Annotated in this window: 19 protein-coding genes and 1 tRNA gene; 5 read left to right on the top strand and 15 right to left on the bottom strand. The window is 61.1% G+C overall.

Translation table 11 applies throughout. From position 1 onward, the window contains the following. Positions 1-13: 13 nt before the first annotated feature. The 5 genes from SIB46_RS03410 to SIB46_RS03390 all read left to right on the top strand — a co-directional run bounded on the left by SIB46_RS03410 (position 14) and on the right by SIB46_RS03390 (position 2608). Complete coding sequence (locus SIB46_RS03410; protein ID WP_011935398.1) at positions 14-649, top strand: DUF3318 domain-containing protein; 636 nt, start codon at positions 14-16, stop codon at positions 647-649. Continuing rightward, the gene (rsfS, locus tag SIB46_RS03405) at positions 642-1013 is read left to right on the top strand and encodes a ribosome silencing factor (RefSeq protein WP_413297151.1); all 372 of its coding nucleotides are present in this window, start codon (positions 642-644) and stop codon (positions 1011-1013) included. The genes SIB46_RS03410 and rsfS overlap by 8 nt, the downstream gene beginning before the upstream one ends. A gap of 3 nt (positions 1014-1016) precedes the next feature. Beyond that, a complete protein-coding gene (locus SIB46_RS03400) occupies positions 1017-1502 on the top strand; it encodes a CGLD27 family protein (protein ID WP_413297150.1) in 486 nt (161 codons plus the stop codon). A 15-nt stretch (positions 1503-1517) separates the two neighbouring features. Beyond that, entirely contained in the window at positions 1518-2483 is a 966-nt protein-coding gene (locus SIB46_RS03395; RefSeq protein ID WP_413297149.1) for an asparaginase, read from the top strand. Between the two features lie 48 nt (positions 2484-2531). After that, positions 2532-2608, top strand: a tRNA-Met gene (locus SIB46_RS03390). 40 nt (positions 2609-2648) lie between these two features. Here SIB46_RS03390 and SIB46_RS03385 read toward each other — a convergent pair. The 15 genes from SIB46_RS03385 to lpxD form a co-directional block, all read right to left on the bottom strand. Continuing rightward, on the bottom strand, positions 2649-3353 hold the full coding sequence (locus tag SIB46_RS03385; RefSeq protein WP_413297148.1) for a response regulator transcription factor: 705 nt from the start codon (positions 3351-3353) through the stop codon (positions 2649-2651). A gap of 78 nt (positions 3354-3431) precedes the next feature. Beyond that, a complete protein-coding gene (locus SIB46_RS03380) occupies positions 3432-3659 on the bottom strand; it encodes a LuxR C-terminal-related transcriptional regulator (protein WP_413297147.1) in 228 nt (75 codons plus the stop codon). A 181-nt stretch (positions 3660-3840) separates the two neighbouring features. Further along, a complete protein-coding gene (gene mscL, locus SIB46_RS03375) occupies positions 3841-4215 on the bottom strand; it encodes a large conductance mechanosensitive channel protein MscL (protein ID WP_413297146.1) in 375 nt (124 codons plus the stop codon). Positions 4216-4261: 46 nt separating this feature from the next. Continuing rightward, on the bottom strand, positions 4262-4435 hold the full coding sequence (locus SIB46_RS03370) for a hypothetical protein (RefSeq protein WP_413297145.1): 174 nt from the start codon (positions 4433-4435) through the stop codon (positions 4262-4264). 134 nt (positions 4436-4569) lie between these two features. Then, on the bottom strand, positions 4570-5286 hold the full coding sequence (locus SIB46_RS03365) for a GAF domain-containing protein (RefSeq protein WP_413297144.1): 717 nt from the start codon (positions 5284-5286) through the stop codon (positions 4570-4572). A gap of 130 nt (positions 5287-5416) precedes the next feature. Continuing rightward, positions 5417-5674 carry a DUF2811 domain-containing protein gene (locus SIB46_RS03360; RefSeq protein WP_413297143.1) on the bottom strand — a complete coding sequence of 86 codons (258 nt, stop codon included), beginning with the start codon at positions 5672-5674 and terminating at the stop codon, positions 5417-5419. Between the two features lie 364 nt (positions 5675-6038). Further along, positions 6039-7112: a sirohydrochlorin chelatase gene (locus tag SIB46_RS03355; protein WP_413297142.1), complete on the bottom strand. Its 1074-nt coding sequence runs from the start codon at positions 7110-7112 to the stop codon at positions 6039-6041. A gap of 41 nt (positions 7113-7153) precedes the next feature. Further along, positions 7154-8263, bottom strand: coding sequence for a Gfo/Idh/MocA family protein (locus tag SIB46_RS03350; RefSeq protein WP_413297141.1), 1110 nt, complete (start codon positions 8261-8263; stop codon positions 7154-7156). After that, the gene (locus SIB46_RS03345; protein ID WP_413297140.1) at positions 8263-8652 is read right to left on the bottom strand and encodes a hypothetical protein; all 390 of its coding nucleotides are present in this window, start codon (positions 8650-8652) and stop codon (positions 8263-8265) included. The genes SIB46_RS03350 and SIB46_RS03345 overlap by 1 nt, the downstream gene beginning before the upstream one ends. Next, the gene (gene accD / locus SIB46_RS03340) at positions 8649-9524 is read right to left on the bottom strand and encodes an acetyl-CoA carboxylase, carboxyltransferase subunit beta (protein ID WP_413297139.1); all 876 of its coding nucleotides are present in this window, start codon (positions 9522-9524) and stop codon (positions 8649-8651) included. The genes SIB46_RS03345 and accD overlap by 4 nt, the downstream gene beginning before the upstream one ends. Positions 9525-9548: 24 nt before the next feature. Next, complete coding sequence (locus tag SIB46_RS03335) at positions 9549-10355, bottom strand: prepilin peptidase (RefSeq protein WP_413297138.1); 807 nt, start codon at positions 10353-10355, stop codon at positions 9549-9551. Then, positions 10352-10642, bottom strand: a complete 291-nt coding sequence (locus SIB46_RS03330) for a hypothetical protein (protein ID WP_413297137.1) — start codon at positions 10640-10642, stop codon at positions 10352-10354. The genes SIB46_RS03335 and SIB46_RS03330 overlap by 4 nt, the downstream gene beginning before the upstream one ends. Positions 10643-10673: 31 nt before the next feature. Continuing rightward, positions 10674-11576 (bottom strand): phosphoribulokinase, encoded by a 903-nt coding sequence (locus SIB46_RS03325; RefSeq protein WP_413297136.1) that lies wholly within the window; start codon positions 11574-11576, stop codon positions 10674-10676. Positions 11577-11626: 50 nt separating this feature from the next. Then, positions 11627-12706 (bottom strand): 3-isopropylmalate dehydrogenase, encoded by a 1080-nt coding sequence (gene leuB / locus SIB46_RS03320; protein ID WP_413297135.1) that lies wholly within the window; start codon positions 12704-12706, stop codon positions 11627-11629. A 27-nt stretch (positions 12707-12733) separates the two neighbouring features. Further along, positions 12734-13777: a UDP-3-O-(3-hydroxymyristoyl)glucosamine N-acyltransferase gene (gene lpxD / locus SIB46_RS03315; RefSeq protein ID WP_413297134.1), complete on the bottom strand. Its 1044-nt coding sequence runs from the start codon at positions 13775-13777 to the stop codon at positions 12734-12736. Position 13778: the final 1 nt, after the last annotated feature.

The following is a 13778-nucleotide window of genomic DNA, read 5'->3' as shown; positions in this document are numbered from 1 at the left end:
GTCGTCCCCGTTCATGAGTGAGCTTCAGCGCCTGAAAGGGCTGCTGCCTCCAGAGATGCAGAGCTGGGTCTTCGTGGAGGCCGCGGCCGCTGCTGATCCGCCGCTGGTGAGCCTTGAGGAGATCGGGCGTGATGAGGTGGAGATCCAGGTGGATCTCGAGAAGTGGGATGCCTTGGCGCTCGACCACCGCAATCTGCTCTTCTGGCATGAGGTGGGCCGCATCCAAAACGATGCGATTCCCCGCGATGGTTGGGAAATGGCTGCCTTGGCCATCGGCCTGGGCGGTGCCATTGGTGAGCTGTGGGTTCAAGACGGCTTGCTGCTCGTGCTGGCCATGGGGCTCTCGGGCTTTGCCGGCTATCGCCTGTATTTGAAAAACAATTCTGAGAAGCGTCTGCAAGACGCCATTGCCGCTGACGAGCGGGCTATCAATTTGGCCACCCGCTTTGGCTACACCTTGCCCAATGCCTACAAAAGCTTGGGTGGCGCCCTCAAAGAACGCATCGAGCAAACCCGTAAAAAGCGGCAGCGCAGCTTTTTTGAAGATCGGCTCGAAGCTCTGCGTAAGAGTGCCGGCCGAGCCCGCGCTGAAATGGCCCAACAGCAGGGCAGCAGCCGTTCTGTGAGTAGTGAGAACGTGTATGGATAGCGAAGCGCTGGTGCAGCTGGCCGCTGAAGCTGCCGACGACCGCAAAGCTGTTGACATCCGCCTGCTCAAGGTGGATGACGTCACCACCTTGACCGACTGGTTTGTGGTTTGTAGCGGTCTCTCAACAGTGCAGGTCAAGGCCATTGCCCGCTCGGTGGAAGATCGTTTGGAAGAGCATGGCCAGCTGCCTTTGCGCAAAGAGGGCTTCACGGAAGGCCGTTGGGTCCTGCTGGATTACGGCGATGTGATTGTTCAGGTGCTCACACCAGAAGAACGCAGTTACTACGATCTGGAGGCTTTCTGGGGGCACGGAACAGCTGTTCCTTTTGTGTCTGCGGTGGCGTCGTCTGGATCTACAACCTGAACCATGAGCGTCTGTCCGGTGCCGGCGGAACAACAACCGCTCCGCCAGTACGAAGAACTGCTCGCGTCTTGGTTTTTCCGATGGCCATCTACCAGCTTTGTGGCCTTGACCCGGCGGTTGGCCCAGGGCTGGTTGTTGCTTTTGCCGATCACCTTGTTGGTGGCGACCGGCAGCATTCCATTGCGTCACGATGTGCCGCGGTTGTTTGCTGCTGGGGCTGTGTCCGCCTTGGTGCTGCCTTTGCTGCTCTTGGTGCGGCAGTGGCTGGGTTGGACCTATGTGCATCGCCGCTTGATGCGTGAGCGCATCACCTATGAGGAATCGGGTTGGTACGACGGTCAGGAGTGGGAGAAGCCCCTGGAGTGGCGTGAAAAAGATCTGTTGATTGCTCAGCATCAGGTGAGGCCTGTGTTGGGCCGTTTGCTGCGGGCTATCAGTGTTCTGGCTGCGCTACTGCTGTGGGGCGCCAGCCTCTGCCAGGCTCTTTGAGATCGGCACCGGCGCATGACGTCATCGATGGGTCTTAGTGGTTCCAGCCTTGCGGGTCATCCCCCGCTGGAGGTGCGGCTGCTGCGCGATGGCATGAGCGAATCGGTGCACCGGGTGCATGCCGTGGTCTGTGACCAGCGCGGCCGCCTGTTGATGCGCGCTGGCGATGCCCAGCATTTGAGTTTTATCCGTTCGGCGCTTAAGCCCTTTCAAGCGCAGACTTTTGTCTCCAGTGGTGCCCTCGATGCCCAAGGGGGCGCGGAGCGTGCGATGGCGATTGCTTGCGCCTCCCACGATGGCGGCAAGGACAAAGCCCGTGAAGCTTTTCAGATCCTCTGGCGGGCCGACATCGATGCATCGATGTTGCGCTGTCCGCTGCCAGCAGGCAAAGAGAGCCCCCTGGAGCACAACTGCTCGGGTAAGCATGCGGCGTTTCTGGCCAGTTGCCGGCGGATGGGCTGGCCCTTGGAGGACTACCTCAACCAAGATCACCCATTGCAGCAAGAGCTGTTTGGTCGCATCGCTGAGCTGCTGGGGCTGCCCAAAGATGAGCTGATCATCGCCAGCGATGACTGCGGCGCCCCCACCGTGCAGCTCCCCTTGAGTCAGATGGCGCTGCTATTTGCCCACCTTGGCGCTGGAACGCTGCCCAACCTCGAGCGTTTGGTGCGCGCGATGCAGGCCCACCCTGAGCTGGTGGCAGGTGATGGTCGATTTGACACCGAGCTGATGCGCCGCAGCTTGGACATGCTGATCAGCAAAGGCGGGGCTGAGGGGATTCAATGCCTGGCCCGTGTGGGCGAAGGCCTTGGTTTGGCGATCAAGGTGGAAGACGGTGCGAGCCGCGCCAAGCGTGCGGTGGCTTTGCACCTGTTGCGGCAGTTGGATTGGCTCACGCCCACCGCCTTAGAGGAACTCGAGCAGCAATTCATGATTCCGATGGCTGGTCAGCGGCTTGAGGTGATCGGCGAATTGGTTTGATTGGTTGCCAACTGTCGCCGTTGTCACCTAAGTTTTGGTTTCGGTTGCCGCGGGGTAGAGCAGCCTGGTAGCTCGTCGGGCTCATAACCCGAAGGTCGGGAGTTCAAATCTCCCCCCCGCCACCAATTTCTTCAACCGCTCCTTCTGGGGGCGGTTTTTATTGGCTTAGTCCACCAGGTGCGTGCGGATCGCTTCTGCTGCGCTGGCCGTTCGGTTGCGCACATGCAGCTTGTGAATGATGGCTTGCACGTGTTGCCTTGCAGTGACATCGGCGATGTGTAGTCGACGTCCGATTTCGCGGTTGCTCAGGCCTTCGCACACCAGCTCGAGCACGTCGATTTCACGCTCACTGAGGTCCGGAACCTCACTAGGACTGTCGCCCGTGAGGATGTGCAGCAGTAGGGGGTCGATGTAAGCGCTGTTGTTGACGATGGCTTCCAAGGCGTGGCGAATCACCTTGGGCTGAAACCCCCGTTGGCAGAGCAGCACATTGGGTTTGCAGCGCACCGCTTGCTTAATCACCTGCCTGTTGAGCACTTCCAAGGTCAGGATCGTGCGGATCGCTTGCCCCTGGGCTGCCTTCTGCTGGATGCCAGCCAAGAGCTCTAGGCCGCTGCTGTCATCGAGCACCTCGCTGATCATCACCAGCACAGAACCTGATTGGCCCTCCAGCAGTTCCAGGCTGTCGCTTGCTGTGGTGCAGATCCCCAGCAGATGGTTTGTGCCACCAGTGCTCTCTAGGGCAATGCAGGTGGCCAAAGACATGGCGAGCGGCTTGTGGCCGCATGCCACAAGCACTTTGTGATTCCAAGCCTCGAGCGAGATCAGATCGCTGAGGTCGGCGATGTGCTGGTTGGCATCAATGCGCATCTCAGCTTCGCAAGCGTTTGAGCTGCTGATGGCACCGCGGTGTCGGCAGCTGAATCACACACTTTTGATAGCAACGTCCTAACGAGCTAGCTGCCGCCGGATACCTTCCGCTGCGGCTGCTGTGCGGCCTTGAACATCAAGCTTTTGCATAATCGTTTGCACATGCCCCCGGGCTGTTGAGCCGGCGATATGCAACCGCTGGCCGATCTGCTGATTGGTGAGACCATCGCAGAGCAGCTGCAGCACTTCGCACTCGCGGCGCGTGAGTTGCAGCGGGTCTGGGTAGCGTTTGCTGGTGATCGCCATGGTTGCTCAGCTGGTGTGAAGAGTTGGGCTGGTGTGTGCGGAACGATCCAGCCCAGCCAGCTCCCATGCATCCCACCGCTTCAGGAGCTGACAGATCCACTGAATGGGTTTTGTGTGACCACCTAGCGACTGAACCGTTGCGGTTGTTGTCAAGAGTCGTACGACTCACAACGACACAGCCCTAGAGACGTCGCTCCTCCAAAGCTGCGCTGAGCCGCTCCACAGCTTGCGCCAATTGCTTTTGGCTGTCCGAGGCAGGATCGGCTTTGGCGGTGCGGTGCCTGAGCCGCTCCACGCTTTTGACCACTACAAACACAACCGCAGCCACCACCACAAAGTTCAGCAGGGCCACCAACAGGTTTCCTGCTGGCCAACTCTCGATCGAATCAATGTCCAACTCGGCCATGGTTGGGTTGAGGGCTGCGGTGGTGAACAGCTCTACCACCGCTTGCACCACCTTGGTGAAGGCCGCGCCAATGATCACGGCCACGGCCAGATCAACCACGTTGCCGCGGTTGATGAAGTCAAGAAATTCGCGTCCGAGTCCTTTGCCCATGGGATTGCCCTACATGAACTCAGGATGGCGACTTTGCTGCTTGGTTTCAGGCAGCAACCGGTGTGGTGTGGAGCTGGATCATGATTTGCAGCTGCTCAGCCACCTCGAGCCAGTGCTGGCGTTCGCCCTCTGTTGTGGCCTCCTCTGCGCGCTGGATGAGTTGGTTGCGGCGCTCAGCCAGCTTTTCAATGAATGAAATGGTGTCTGACATTTCAACCATTATTCGCTCAGGCGAAATTATCAGAACCAGCCAGAAATGGCGTTGATTTGTTGTTTCGAATCAGAACGTTGGATTCTGTGACGTTCAACTTGATCTTGCGTTACTTGTGTTGCGCTGACCGCAAGCCTTGGCGACTACGAATTCTTCAATGCATCCACCACCTCAGGGAAGTGCTCATCGAGGCAGTGGTCACAGACACCATGGCTAAAGCCCATTGAGGTGGTGCGGCTGAGGTAGTTCTCCAGGTAGTCCCAGTCGCCTTCTGAATCACGCACCTTCCTGCAATAGGAGCAGATGGGGAGCACCTGTTGGCTGCTGGTGATGCTGCTCAAGCTGTTGAGCAGGCGCAGTGAGCGGCGGCGCAGTTCCAACAGGGTCACCACCTGCCGCGCCAGCGACTTCATCACGATCAGCTGCGCATCACTGAGTGCTCCCGGTTTGCGGTCAATCACGCAGAGGGTGCCGAGGCGATGTTCCGTGGGTGTTTCCAGTGGGAAGCCGGCATAGAGGCGAATCTTGGGATCACCGCTGACCAGAGGGTTATGCCGAAAGCGTTTGTCGTTGAGGGCGTCCTCAATGATCATCGGCTCGGAATCGGCGATGGCATGGGCGCAAAACGACCAATCCCGTGGTGTTTCTCGTGCTTCTAAGCCAACGGTGGACTTGAACCATTGCTTCTCATCGCTCACCAAGCTCATCAGCGCAATCGGTGTGCCGCAGGTGATCGAAGCGATGCGGGTGATGTCGTCGTAACACTGCTCTGGCCGGGTCCCCAGCACGCGATATTCCGCTAGGGCTTGGAGCCTTTCTGCCTCATTGGCTGCCCGTTTGGCTGAGTAATATAGAGCCATCCAAAAACCTGAGGTTCATCCCTGAAAAGGGCCCTATGCCGGTGTTAATGGCGATCGGTATTGTCTGGCTCGTGAATTGTGGTTCGGGGATAAAACGTATTGATTGGCAATCAAATGTTTTGACCGCTGTTTAGCTAGCGGCAACATCACAGGAGCGGCTGAACAGGCCGTTCAAGTAGTGCTGGGCAACAGCGCTATCACTGCTGCCGTTTTGGAACAGGAAGCTGGCCAAGGCCGAGCTCACGAGTTGGTATTGATCCCACTGCGGGTTGGATTGCAGGAAGCCCTGCATGCTGCCGAACAGGGATTCGGGGATTTCGGCTTCCAGGCTGATGATTTCTTGACTCTGGTTGGCGTTACTGGTCTGACTGGTGCACCCGTCGTTCAACGTTGGCTCTCCGCTTGCCCAGTGATGAAGCCACACATCGGGGTGCTTCGTCAAAGGGTGTGCCATTGGCTACTCAGCCTCTGTCTCATCGCTGAGATTGCCCTCGCTAGCAGCGTCTGTATCAACCGAACATGACGACTTTCTGCTGGTTGAATCTCTTGGCCTCGAGCGTCAAGCGATTCGTTTGGACTGAGGCGATCTCCACAGAATGGCCAAATCAGGAGCTTTTCGACAGAAAACCTGTGGAAAGCCCCGCCAAGGCCTGGGGAAAAACCTCCCGAGCTGTGGAGAACAGGAAACGATTAGCAGGGCTAATAGATGTGGGTCTTACGGGACTGGCATGAGACCGGGACGGATGTGATCGTCAGATGCTCGGTTTCTCTTTCGATTTGCTCTGCATCGTGCGAGGCCCCAGGGGGTGATCGGCGTGGGGATAGATCGGGTGGTGATGGCCATGGTCGTGGCTGTGGTCATCGCCGCCATGGGGAAGCGGCACGCCATCGGGCTGGCAAGCACCGGTGCATTCGTTTTCGCAGAGTTGGCAAGGCTCATTGAGGCCCTCCACGTGGTGGTGATGGCTGTGCTGGGGAGCGCCAACTTCGGTTTCAAAACCCAGCACCTGCTGACGGTATTTGCAGAGTGAGCAGTTCATGGCGGTGTCACCGCGAACCACCTCCGCCACCCGCTCGATAAAAGTGTCGATCACCAATGGGTGATCACCGAGGTAGCTGGCTTGCAGGAATTCCACCTCGGGATGGTCTGCGGCAACGCGTTCGCTGTGCTGCCGGATGCGGCTGACCAGCACCCCTGAAAACAAGAAATAGGGGAACACGATCACGCGCTTGAAGCCCAGCTTCACCACATGGCGTAGGCCTGGCTCCACCAAGGGGAAGGTGACACCGGAGTACACCGTTTCACCCCAGCCAAAGCCAAAACCCTCCACCAGCATCCGGGTCACCTTGGCGACATTGGAGTTGGCATCGGGGTCAGAGGAGCCGCGGCCCACCACCACCAGCAGGGTGTCGCTCAAGGGCACATCGCCGCTGGCCTGATCGATGGCCTCGCGGATGCGTGCCCCCGCCGCTTGGATCATCTTGAGGTCAACTCCCAGTTCGCGGCCGTAGTCGACCTGCAGGCCGGTTTCGGCGCTGTAGGTGTTCAGCACCGATGGGATGTCGTTCTTGGCGTGGCCAGCGGCAAACAGCATCCCTGGCACGGCCAGCACCCGCTGAACTCCTTGCTGCCTCAGCTTCTCGAGGCCATCGCGAAGGATGGGCCTGGCAAATTCCAAGTAGCCATGCTCCACCGGCAGTTGGGGGAGCTTGCGGCGCAGGCCATCAGCGAGCTTGGCAAATTCATCGACCGCCAAGCGATTCCGGCTGCCATGGCCGCAGATCAGTACGCCGAGTCCGTCTGCGCTGGTGAAGTCGTCCGCCATGGGGGGGCCTTACTGCAAGCGACGCTATCGCCTGGCTTTCTCTAGAGCCCGAGCCTCATGGTTTGTCCCGTTTGATGGCTGCTCACGCAGGCATCCATCACCTGCTGGCTGGCGAGCCCCTCCAGGAGCCCGGGCACCATGGGGCGCTGCTGGCGAACGGCCTCAGCCCACCAGCCGATCAGGCGGCTCACCGGGGCGATGCGGCCGTCCTCCCAGCTGCGAGCAAAGCTCAAGCTTGGATCCTGAGGCAGGGGTGCCAACCCCTCACCACCCTTGGATCCCTGCAAGGCAAAGCCATGGACGTAGTCGCTCTGATTGCTGGACCCCAGCACCAGCGTTCCCTCTGAGCCGTAGAGCTCCATCCAGCAGCCGCGTCCCTGGCGGGCGGTGGAGGCCAAGGCGATTTGGGCTGAAAGCTGTTGGCGCGCCCCTGGCCACTGGGGTTCGAGTTGCAGTTGGGTAAATGCCGTATCGGCTGCATCCACCTGCCCCATCCCGGAGCCATCAGCTTTGGGTCTTTCGCTGATCGCTACCGACAGCTGGGCTTGCACTTGGCGGATGGGGCCCACCAGCCACTGCATCATGTCGAAGGCATGGCTGCCCAAGGCACCCAACACCCCACCGCCCAGGGCCTGCTGGGAATACCAATTCCAAGGGCGTTGGGGGTTGGCCCGGCTGCCCATCAGCCAATCAAAACGAAGCAACCAGGGATCGCCGATCCAGCCCTGTTGAAGCAGGGCGGCCAGCTGTTGAAACGCTGGTACCGCCCGGTATTCGAAATTCACTGCGCAAATCAGACCCCGTTCGAGGGCCAACTGCTCAAGCTGCTGGGCTTCTGTGGCATTGAGGGCTACCGGTTTTTCCAGCAGCAGATGCTTGCCAGCAAGAAGCGCTTGTTGGGCCAGTGCAAACCGGGCGGCTGGTGGGGTGGCAATCACCACCGCTTCCACCGCTGGGTCGCCGAGCACCTGCTCAAAGTCGCTGCTGCCAGGAAGCTCCGCGGCGCGACTGGCCTGCTCGACCCGCTCTTGGCGTGGATGCCACAACGCCACGGGCACGGCTTGGGGGCAGGCGCGCAGCGCGGGGATGTGCACCTTCTCGCCAAAGCCCAGCCCAGCGATGGCGACTCCAAGCGGGCGAGGGGCGCTCATTAGGCCAACCCCTGCTGCTGAGCTTCGCTGCAAACCTGCTCCATCACGCTGGAGATCAAGGCGTCTTCAGAGGCAATCTCCCATTCGGCCTGCAGCTTGGGCAGGCCATTGACTTGAAGATCGCGGAAGCGCTGGCTGCCGCACTCAATCGCCATCACATACAACTGGCCCGATGGATTGGGTTTGTCATCGCTGGCCGCTGGCGTGAACCGGCTGAGCACGGTGAGCTCACCACGGCGGTTGAGCCTGAGGCTGCCTTTATCCCACCACTGCTGTCCTTCCTCGGTCGCTGGCACCTCAATCCACTCCACCGGTCCAGCCCAGGCTGCTGGCCCTGGTGCCAGCAGCAGGATCAAGAGCAACAGCCACGACAGCAGCCGGGTGCTCATGCCGAAACTGTCGCTGGTTTGTGGTGCATTTGCAGCAAGCTCGCCAGGCGGCTGCGCAGCTGGGTGCGCGGAATGATGGCGTCAACAAACCCGTGGTCTTGGAGGTATTCCGCGGTTTGGAAGTTGTCGGGCAGTTTTTCGCGCAGGGTTTGCTCAATCACCCGGCGGCCAGCAAAGCCAATCAAGGCTTTGGGCTCGGCCAAGATCAGATCGCCCAGCATCGCGAAGCTGGCGGTGACACCACCGGTGGTGGGGTGGGTGAGCAGGGGGATGTAGAGCAGTTTTCTGGCCCGGTGCCGCTCGAGCGCGCCGGAGATCTTGGCCATCTGCATCAGGCTCAACATGCCCTCCTGCATGCGGGCACCGCCGCTGGCGCAGACCACCAGCACAGGCAGTTGTTGCCCGGTGGCCGTTTCGATCAAGCGGGTGATCTTTTCACCCACCACCGAGCCCATGCTTCCGCCCATGAAGCGGAAATCCATCACCGCCAATGCAATGCCTTGCCCTTCGATGGTTCCAGTGCCGCAGACCACGGCATCGCGCATGCCTGTTTGGCTTTGGCTATCGCGCAGCCGGTCGGCATAGGCGCGGCGGTCTTTAAAGGCGAGTGGATCGGTGGGGCTCAGCTCACCATCGATGGGAATGAAGCTGCCGGGATCCAGCAAGATCCGCAGGCGCTCTTCGCTGTGAATCCGGTGGTGATAGCCGCAAGATGCGCAAACACTGGCGTTGGCAATGAGGTCTTTGCGGTAGACCACCTCGCCGCATTCCGGGCATTTGCTCCACAGGCCATCACCCTCATCGGTCTCCGGCGTTGGGCGCAGCGCCGGAGCTGTCTTACGGCGATCAGCAAACCAGTCGAGCAGCGACAAACGACAATCCTCTGGTGGGGACCATTAAAAGCCCATGGGGCCCGGGTTGATCAACAGGGCCCAAAGGGCGTCACAGGCCAACCAGCTCAGCAGCCCGCCAATGGCCAAAAAGGGCCCAAACGGAAACGGTTGCTTGGGACCTAACCATCCGCTGAGCCGGCCTGCCAAACCAAAGGCGGCTCCTAAGACCACGGCCACGGCGCAGGCCACGGCCAGTCCTTGCAAGCCGAGCCATGCCCCCAAAAGAGCGGCCAGCTTGGCGTCACCCAAACCCAGCGCCGGGGCCCCGAGCAGTTGTTCTCCCAGGCCGCTGATCGCTTCAAAAATCAGCAGTCCGGTGGCGGCCGCCACGGCATGCCACAGCAATAGTTCTGTACCCAAGCCCAGCCACCAGCTGGCCAATGCCGAGAGCACCAGGCCACAGATCACCCCCCAACGGCAGAGCGGTTCAGGCAGGCGCATGGTGCGCAGATCAATCAGGGCGAGAGGCAGCAACACACTCAGCAGCAGTCCCCCTGCCAACAGGTTCGCTAGGGGGTCTAAGGGGCCCAAGCGTCCAACTCCTGGCTGGGCGAGCAGCACCCAAAGCCCACCGCTGAGCAGCTCAATTAAGGGGTATTGAATGCTGATTGGCCCATGGCAGAACTGGCACTTTCCGCGCAGTAGAACCCAGCTGATCACAGGGATGTTGTTGGTCCAAGGCAGGTCTGTGCCGCAGCGCGGGCAGTGGCTGCCAGGCCACACCACGGATTCACCGCGCGGCAGGCGCCACACCACCACATTGAGAAAGCTGCCGATGCAGAGCCCTAAGAGCAGGGCGAGCAGCGTCATCGCCGTTGGCGCAGCCGGCCATGGGTGCGGCGACGCAACAGATCAAGCTCTAAAAATTGCTCGTCAGGGAGCAAAACGGGCGGTTCAAAAATCACGCGGCCCCCAAACGTTCGGGTTTCAATCACAACCCCGAGGGGCTCAACGCGGGCGCCGTAGCGCTCCAGATGAGCCAGGTAAAGCTGCCGGCCAACGCTCAACATTCGCGAGAGTTGATCCGGCGACCAACGCGCTGGCCCCGGATCGATCGACGCCTGGGCGCCGCGTATCGCGAATGAGGGCATCGTCACGCCCTCAAATTAGCTGCAACGCAGCAAATGTTCAGGCCTGGGCGCGCTTTTCCTCGATCATGCGGTGAATGATCGGGGTCAAGATCAGCTCCATGGCGAAGCCCATCTTGCCGCCGTTCACCACGATGCTGGTGGGGCTCGACATGAAGGAGTCGTGAATCATGTTGAGCAGGTAGCTGAAATCAATCCCCCACTTCTCACGGGCTCCCTTACGGAAGTGGATGATCACGAAGCTCTCATCGGGAGTCGGGATGTTCCGGCAGATGAAGGGGTTGGAGGTGTCCACCGTGGGCACCCGCTGGAAGTTGATGTCGGTGCGGCTGAACTGCGGGCAGATGTGGTTGATGTAATCCGGCATGCGGCGCAGGATTGTGTCCACAATCGCTTCGGCGGAATACCCGCGCTCGGCGTTGTCGCGGTGGATCTTTTGGATCCACTCGAGGTTGGTGATGGGCACCACGCCCACCAACAGGTCTGCCAGGGACGCCACGTCGTAGCTGTCACCGACCACACCGCCGTGGAGGCCTTCATAGAAGAGCAGGTCGGTGCCGGTGGGGATGGGCTCCCAGGGGGTGAATTGGCCGGGATCCAGGTTGGTGCCGAGGCGGGCGTTGTGCTCAGTGGCCTCTTCAGGGCTGTGCAGGTAGTAGCGCTTTTCGCCGCCGCCGGTTTTGCCGTAGGTGCGGAACAGCTCTTCGAGCTTGTCGAACAGGTTGGCTTCGGGGCCGAAGTGGGAGAAGTTCTCGCCAGCAGCCAGGGCATTGGCCATGGCCTCCTTCATCGGCATCCGCTCATAGCGGTGGTAGCTGTCGCCCTCCACCACAGCAGGGGTGATGCCCTCACGAGCAAAGATGTGCTCAAACGCCCGCTTCACGGTGCTGGTGCCAGCTCCGGAGGAACCGGTGACGGCAACGATCGGGTGGAGGCTGGACATCAACTACGGCACGTGCTCGGGGGAGTTTGCCATGAAGCCTCCCCGTTGGTTCAGCCCAGAGCTTTCAGCAAGGCGTCGCCCATGGCCTGACAGCCCACGGCGGTGCAGCCTTCGGCCATCAAATCGCCGGTGCGCAGCCCTTGGGCCAGCACGGCGTCAACGGCTTTTTCGAGGCTGGCGGCAGCGGCTTCTTGCTTGAGGCCAATGCGCAGCATCATCGCCGCTGACAACACCATCGCTAGGGGATTGGCCTTGTCCTGGCCAGCGATGTCGGGGGCGGAGCCATGCACAGGCTCAAAGAGTCCTGGCCCTTCGCTACCTAGCGAGGCCGACGGCAACATGCCAATGGAGCCGGTGAGCATGGCGGCTTCGTCGCTGAGGATGTCGCCAAACAAGTTGCCCGTGAGCAACACATCGAACTGCCGCGGGGCTCGCACCAATTGCATGGCGGCGTTGTCCACATACATGTGGCTCACCTCCACGCCGCTGTAATCACTCGCCATCGCATCCACCCGCTCACGCCAGAGCTGGCTGACATCGAGCACATTGGCCTTATCCACCGAGCACAGCCGGCCGCTGCGCTGGACAGCCAGGTCAAACCCAACCCGCGCGATGCGATCGATTTCGCTGCTGCTGTAGGTCATGGTGTTGAAGCCGCGCTCCTCGCCGCTCTCGCTGGTGACGCGGCCCTTGGGCTGGCCGAAATAGATGCCGCCGGTGAGTTCGCGCACCACCATTAGGTCGACCCCGCTGATCACCTCCTCGCGCAGGGTGCTGGCGCCGATCAGGGCTGGCACGATCTTGACGGGGCGCAAATTGGCGAACAGCTCCATGCCCGAGCGCAGGGCCAAGAGGCCCGATTCCGGCCGCTTGGCGCGGGGCAGGTTGTCGTATTGGGGGCCGCCGATGGCGGCTAGCAGCACGGCATCGGCCCCGCGGCAGGCCGACAGGGTGCTGGCCGGAAGCGGTTCACCGGTGGCATCAATGGCCGCACCTCCCACCGGTTGTGGGTCAAAGCTGAGGCTGAAGTTGTGCTGTTGGGCGACCACCTCCAGCAGCCGACGGGCGACGGCCGTGATCTCCGGGCCGATGCCGTCACCGGCCAGCAGAGTGATGTGATAGCTGCTCATCAACGCCTGAACGTCCAGGCGCTGAACCTACTGTCCGGCTTTCTCTTCGCTCAGGCGCCGCACGGTGCGCGCCATCTCCGGCAGCTTGTTGAAGGCCGCTGAGCAGCGCAGCCAGAGGCGGTTGGGAATGGCGGGGTAGCCGCTGACCACCTCACCGGCAGCGATCTCCCCATGGATTCCCGACTTGCTGGAGGCGATGGCGCGATCGCCCACGACCGCCCGGTTGGCAACGCCAACTTGGCCGGCCAGGATCACGCCATTGCCCAGGCGGGCGCCACCGGCAATCCCCACCTGCGAGGCCAAGGCGCAGCCTTTGCCGGTGACCACGCCGTGGCCTACCTGCACCAGGTTGTCGATTTTGGTGCCGGCGCCGATGCGGGTTTCCCCCACCGAAGGGCGGTCGATGGTGCTGCCGCAGCCCACCTCCACCAGATCTTCCAGCACCACTTGGCCAGTTTGAGGCATCTTGCGCCAGCCGCTGGCGGTGGGCACAAAGCCAAAGCCCTCCGATCCCACCACGGCATTGGAATTCACCACACAGCCTTGGCCCAAGCGGCTGCCTGGATGCAGCACGGCATTGGCGTGGATGGTGCAACCGGCTCCCAGTTGCACATCGGCGTAGAGCACAGCACCGGGATGCAGGCTGCTGCCAGCTCCGATCACCACATCAGCTCCAACTACCACCCGCGGGCCAATGTGCACACCAGCGCCGATCGCAGCGCTGGGATCCACCACAGCGGTGGGATGGATGCCGGGTGCTGGTTTGGCTTCTGGATACAGCTGCTCGAGGGCCTCAGCAAATCCCAGTCGCGGGTCTTTCAGGGCCACCCAGGCAATCCCAAGGTTGGTGGCTTGCTGCTGCACTTCGGCGTTGCAGGGCAGCAGCAGCGCTGAGGCCCCAGTGCTGCTCAACGCTTTGCTGAGGGCGTTGTCTTTTTCGAGAAAACTGAGCTGGCCCTTGCCGGCTTGATCAAGAGCCGCTGCACCCTCGAGTTCTGGGTCAGCAGCGAGATGGATCTCCGCTCCGTCAGCACCGCTGAGGCTCTCCAGTAGGGCGCTGAAGCGGGGCATG

It is taken from the genome of Synechococcus sp. MIT S9452, assembly GCF_047304245.1.
Taxonomy (GTDB): domain Bacteria; phylum Cyanobacteriota; class Cyanobacteriia; order PCC-6307; family Cyanobiaceae; genus RCC307.
This window is presented reverse-complemented; position numbering and strand designations above follow the sequence as displayed.

Bases quoted from the DNA above. Each gene is read 5' to 3' on its own strand.
- SIB46_RS03335 (WP_413297138.1), bottom strand. From the start codon at position 10,355: ATGACGCTGCTCGCCCTGCTCTTAGGGCTCTGCATCGGCAGCTTTCTC.
- SIB46_RS03400 (WP_413297150.1), top strand. From the start codon at position 1,017: ATGAGCGTCTGTCCGGTGCCGGCGGAACAACAACCGCTCCGCCAGTAC.
- SIB46_RS03355 (WP_413297142.1), bottom strand. From the start codon at position 7,112: ATGGCGGACGACTTCACCAGCGCAGACGGACTCGGCGTACTGATCTGC.
- lpxD (WP_413297134.1), bottom strand. From the start codon at position 13,777: ATGCCCCGCTTCAGCGCCCTACTGGAGAGCCTCAGCGGTGCTGACGGA.
- SIB46_RS03410 (WP_011935398.1), top strand. From the start codon at position 14: ATGAGTGAGCTTCAGCGCCTGAAAGGGCTGCTGCCTCCAGAGATGCAG.
- SIB46_RS03350 (WP_413297141.1), bottom strand. From the start codon at position 8,263: ATGAGCGCCCCTCGCCCGCTTGGAGTCGCCATCGCTGGGCTGGGCTTT.
- leuB (WP_413297135.1), bottom strand. From the start codon at position 12,706: ATGAGCAGCTATCACATCACTCTGCTGGCCGGTGACGGCATCGGCCCG.
- SIB46_RS03385 (WP_413297148.1), bottom strand. From the start codon at position 3,353: ATGCGCATTGATGCCAACCAGCACATCGCCGACCTCAGCGATCTGATC.
- SIB46_RS03380 (WP_413297147.1), bottom strand. From the start codon at position 3,659: ATGGCGATCACCAGCAAACGCTACCCAGACCCGCTGCAACTCACGCGC.
- SIB46_RS03365 (WP_413297144.1), bottom strand. From the start codon at position 5,286: ATGGCTCTATATTACTCAGCCAAACGGGCAGCCAATGAGGCAGAAAGG.
- rsfS (WP_413297151.1), top strand. From the start codon at position 642: ATGGATAGCGAAGCGCTGGTGCAGCTGGCCGCTGAAGCTGCCGACGAC.
- SIB46_RS03395 (WP_413297149.1), top strand. From the start codon at position 1,518: ATGACGTCATCGATGGGTCTTAGTGGTTCCAGCCTTGCGGGTCATCCC.
- SIB46_RS03345 (WP_413297140.1), bottom strand. From the start codon at position 8,652: ATGAGCACCCGGCTGCTGTCGTGGCTGTTGCTCTTGATCCTGCTGCTG.
- mscL (WP_413297146.1), bottom strand. From the start codon at position 4,215: ATGGGCAAAGGACTCGGACGCGAATTTCTTGACTTCATCAACCGCGGC.
- SIB46_RS03370 (WP_413297145.1), bottom strand. From the start codon at position 4,435: ATGGTTGAAATGTCAGACACCATTTCATTCATTGAAAAGCTGGCTGAG.
- SIB46_RS03325 (WP_413297136.1), bottom strand. From the start codon at position 11,576: ATGTCCAGCCTCCACCCGATCGTTGCCGTCACCGGTTCCTCCGGAGCT.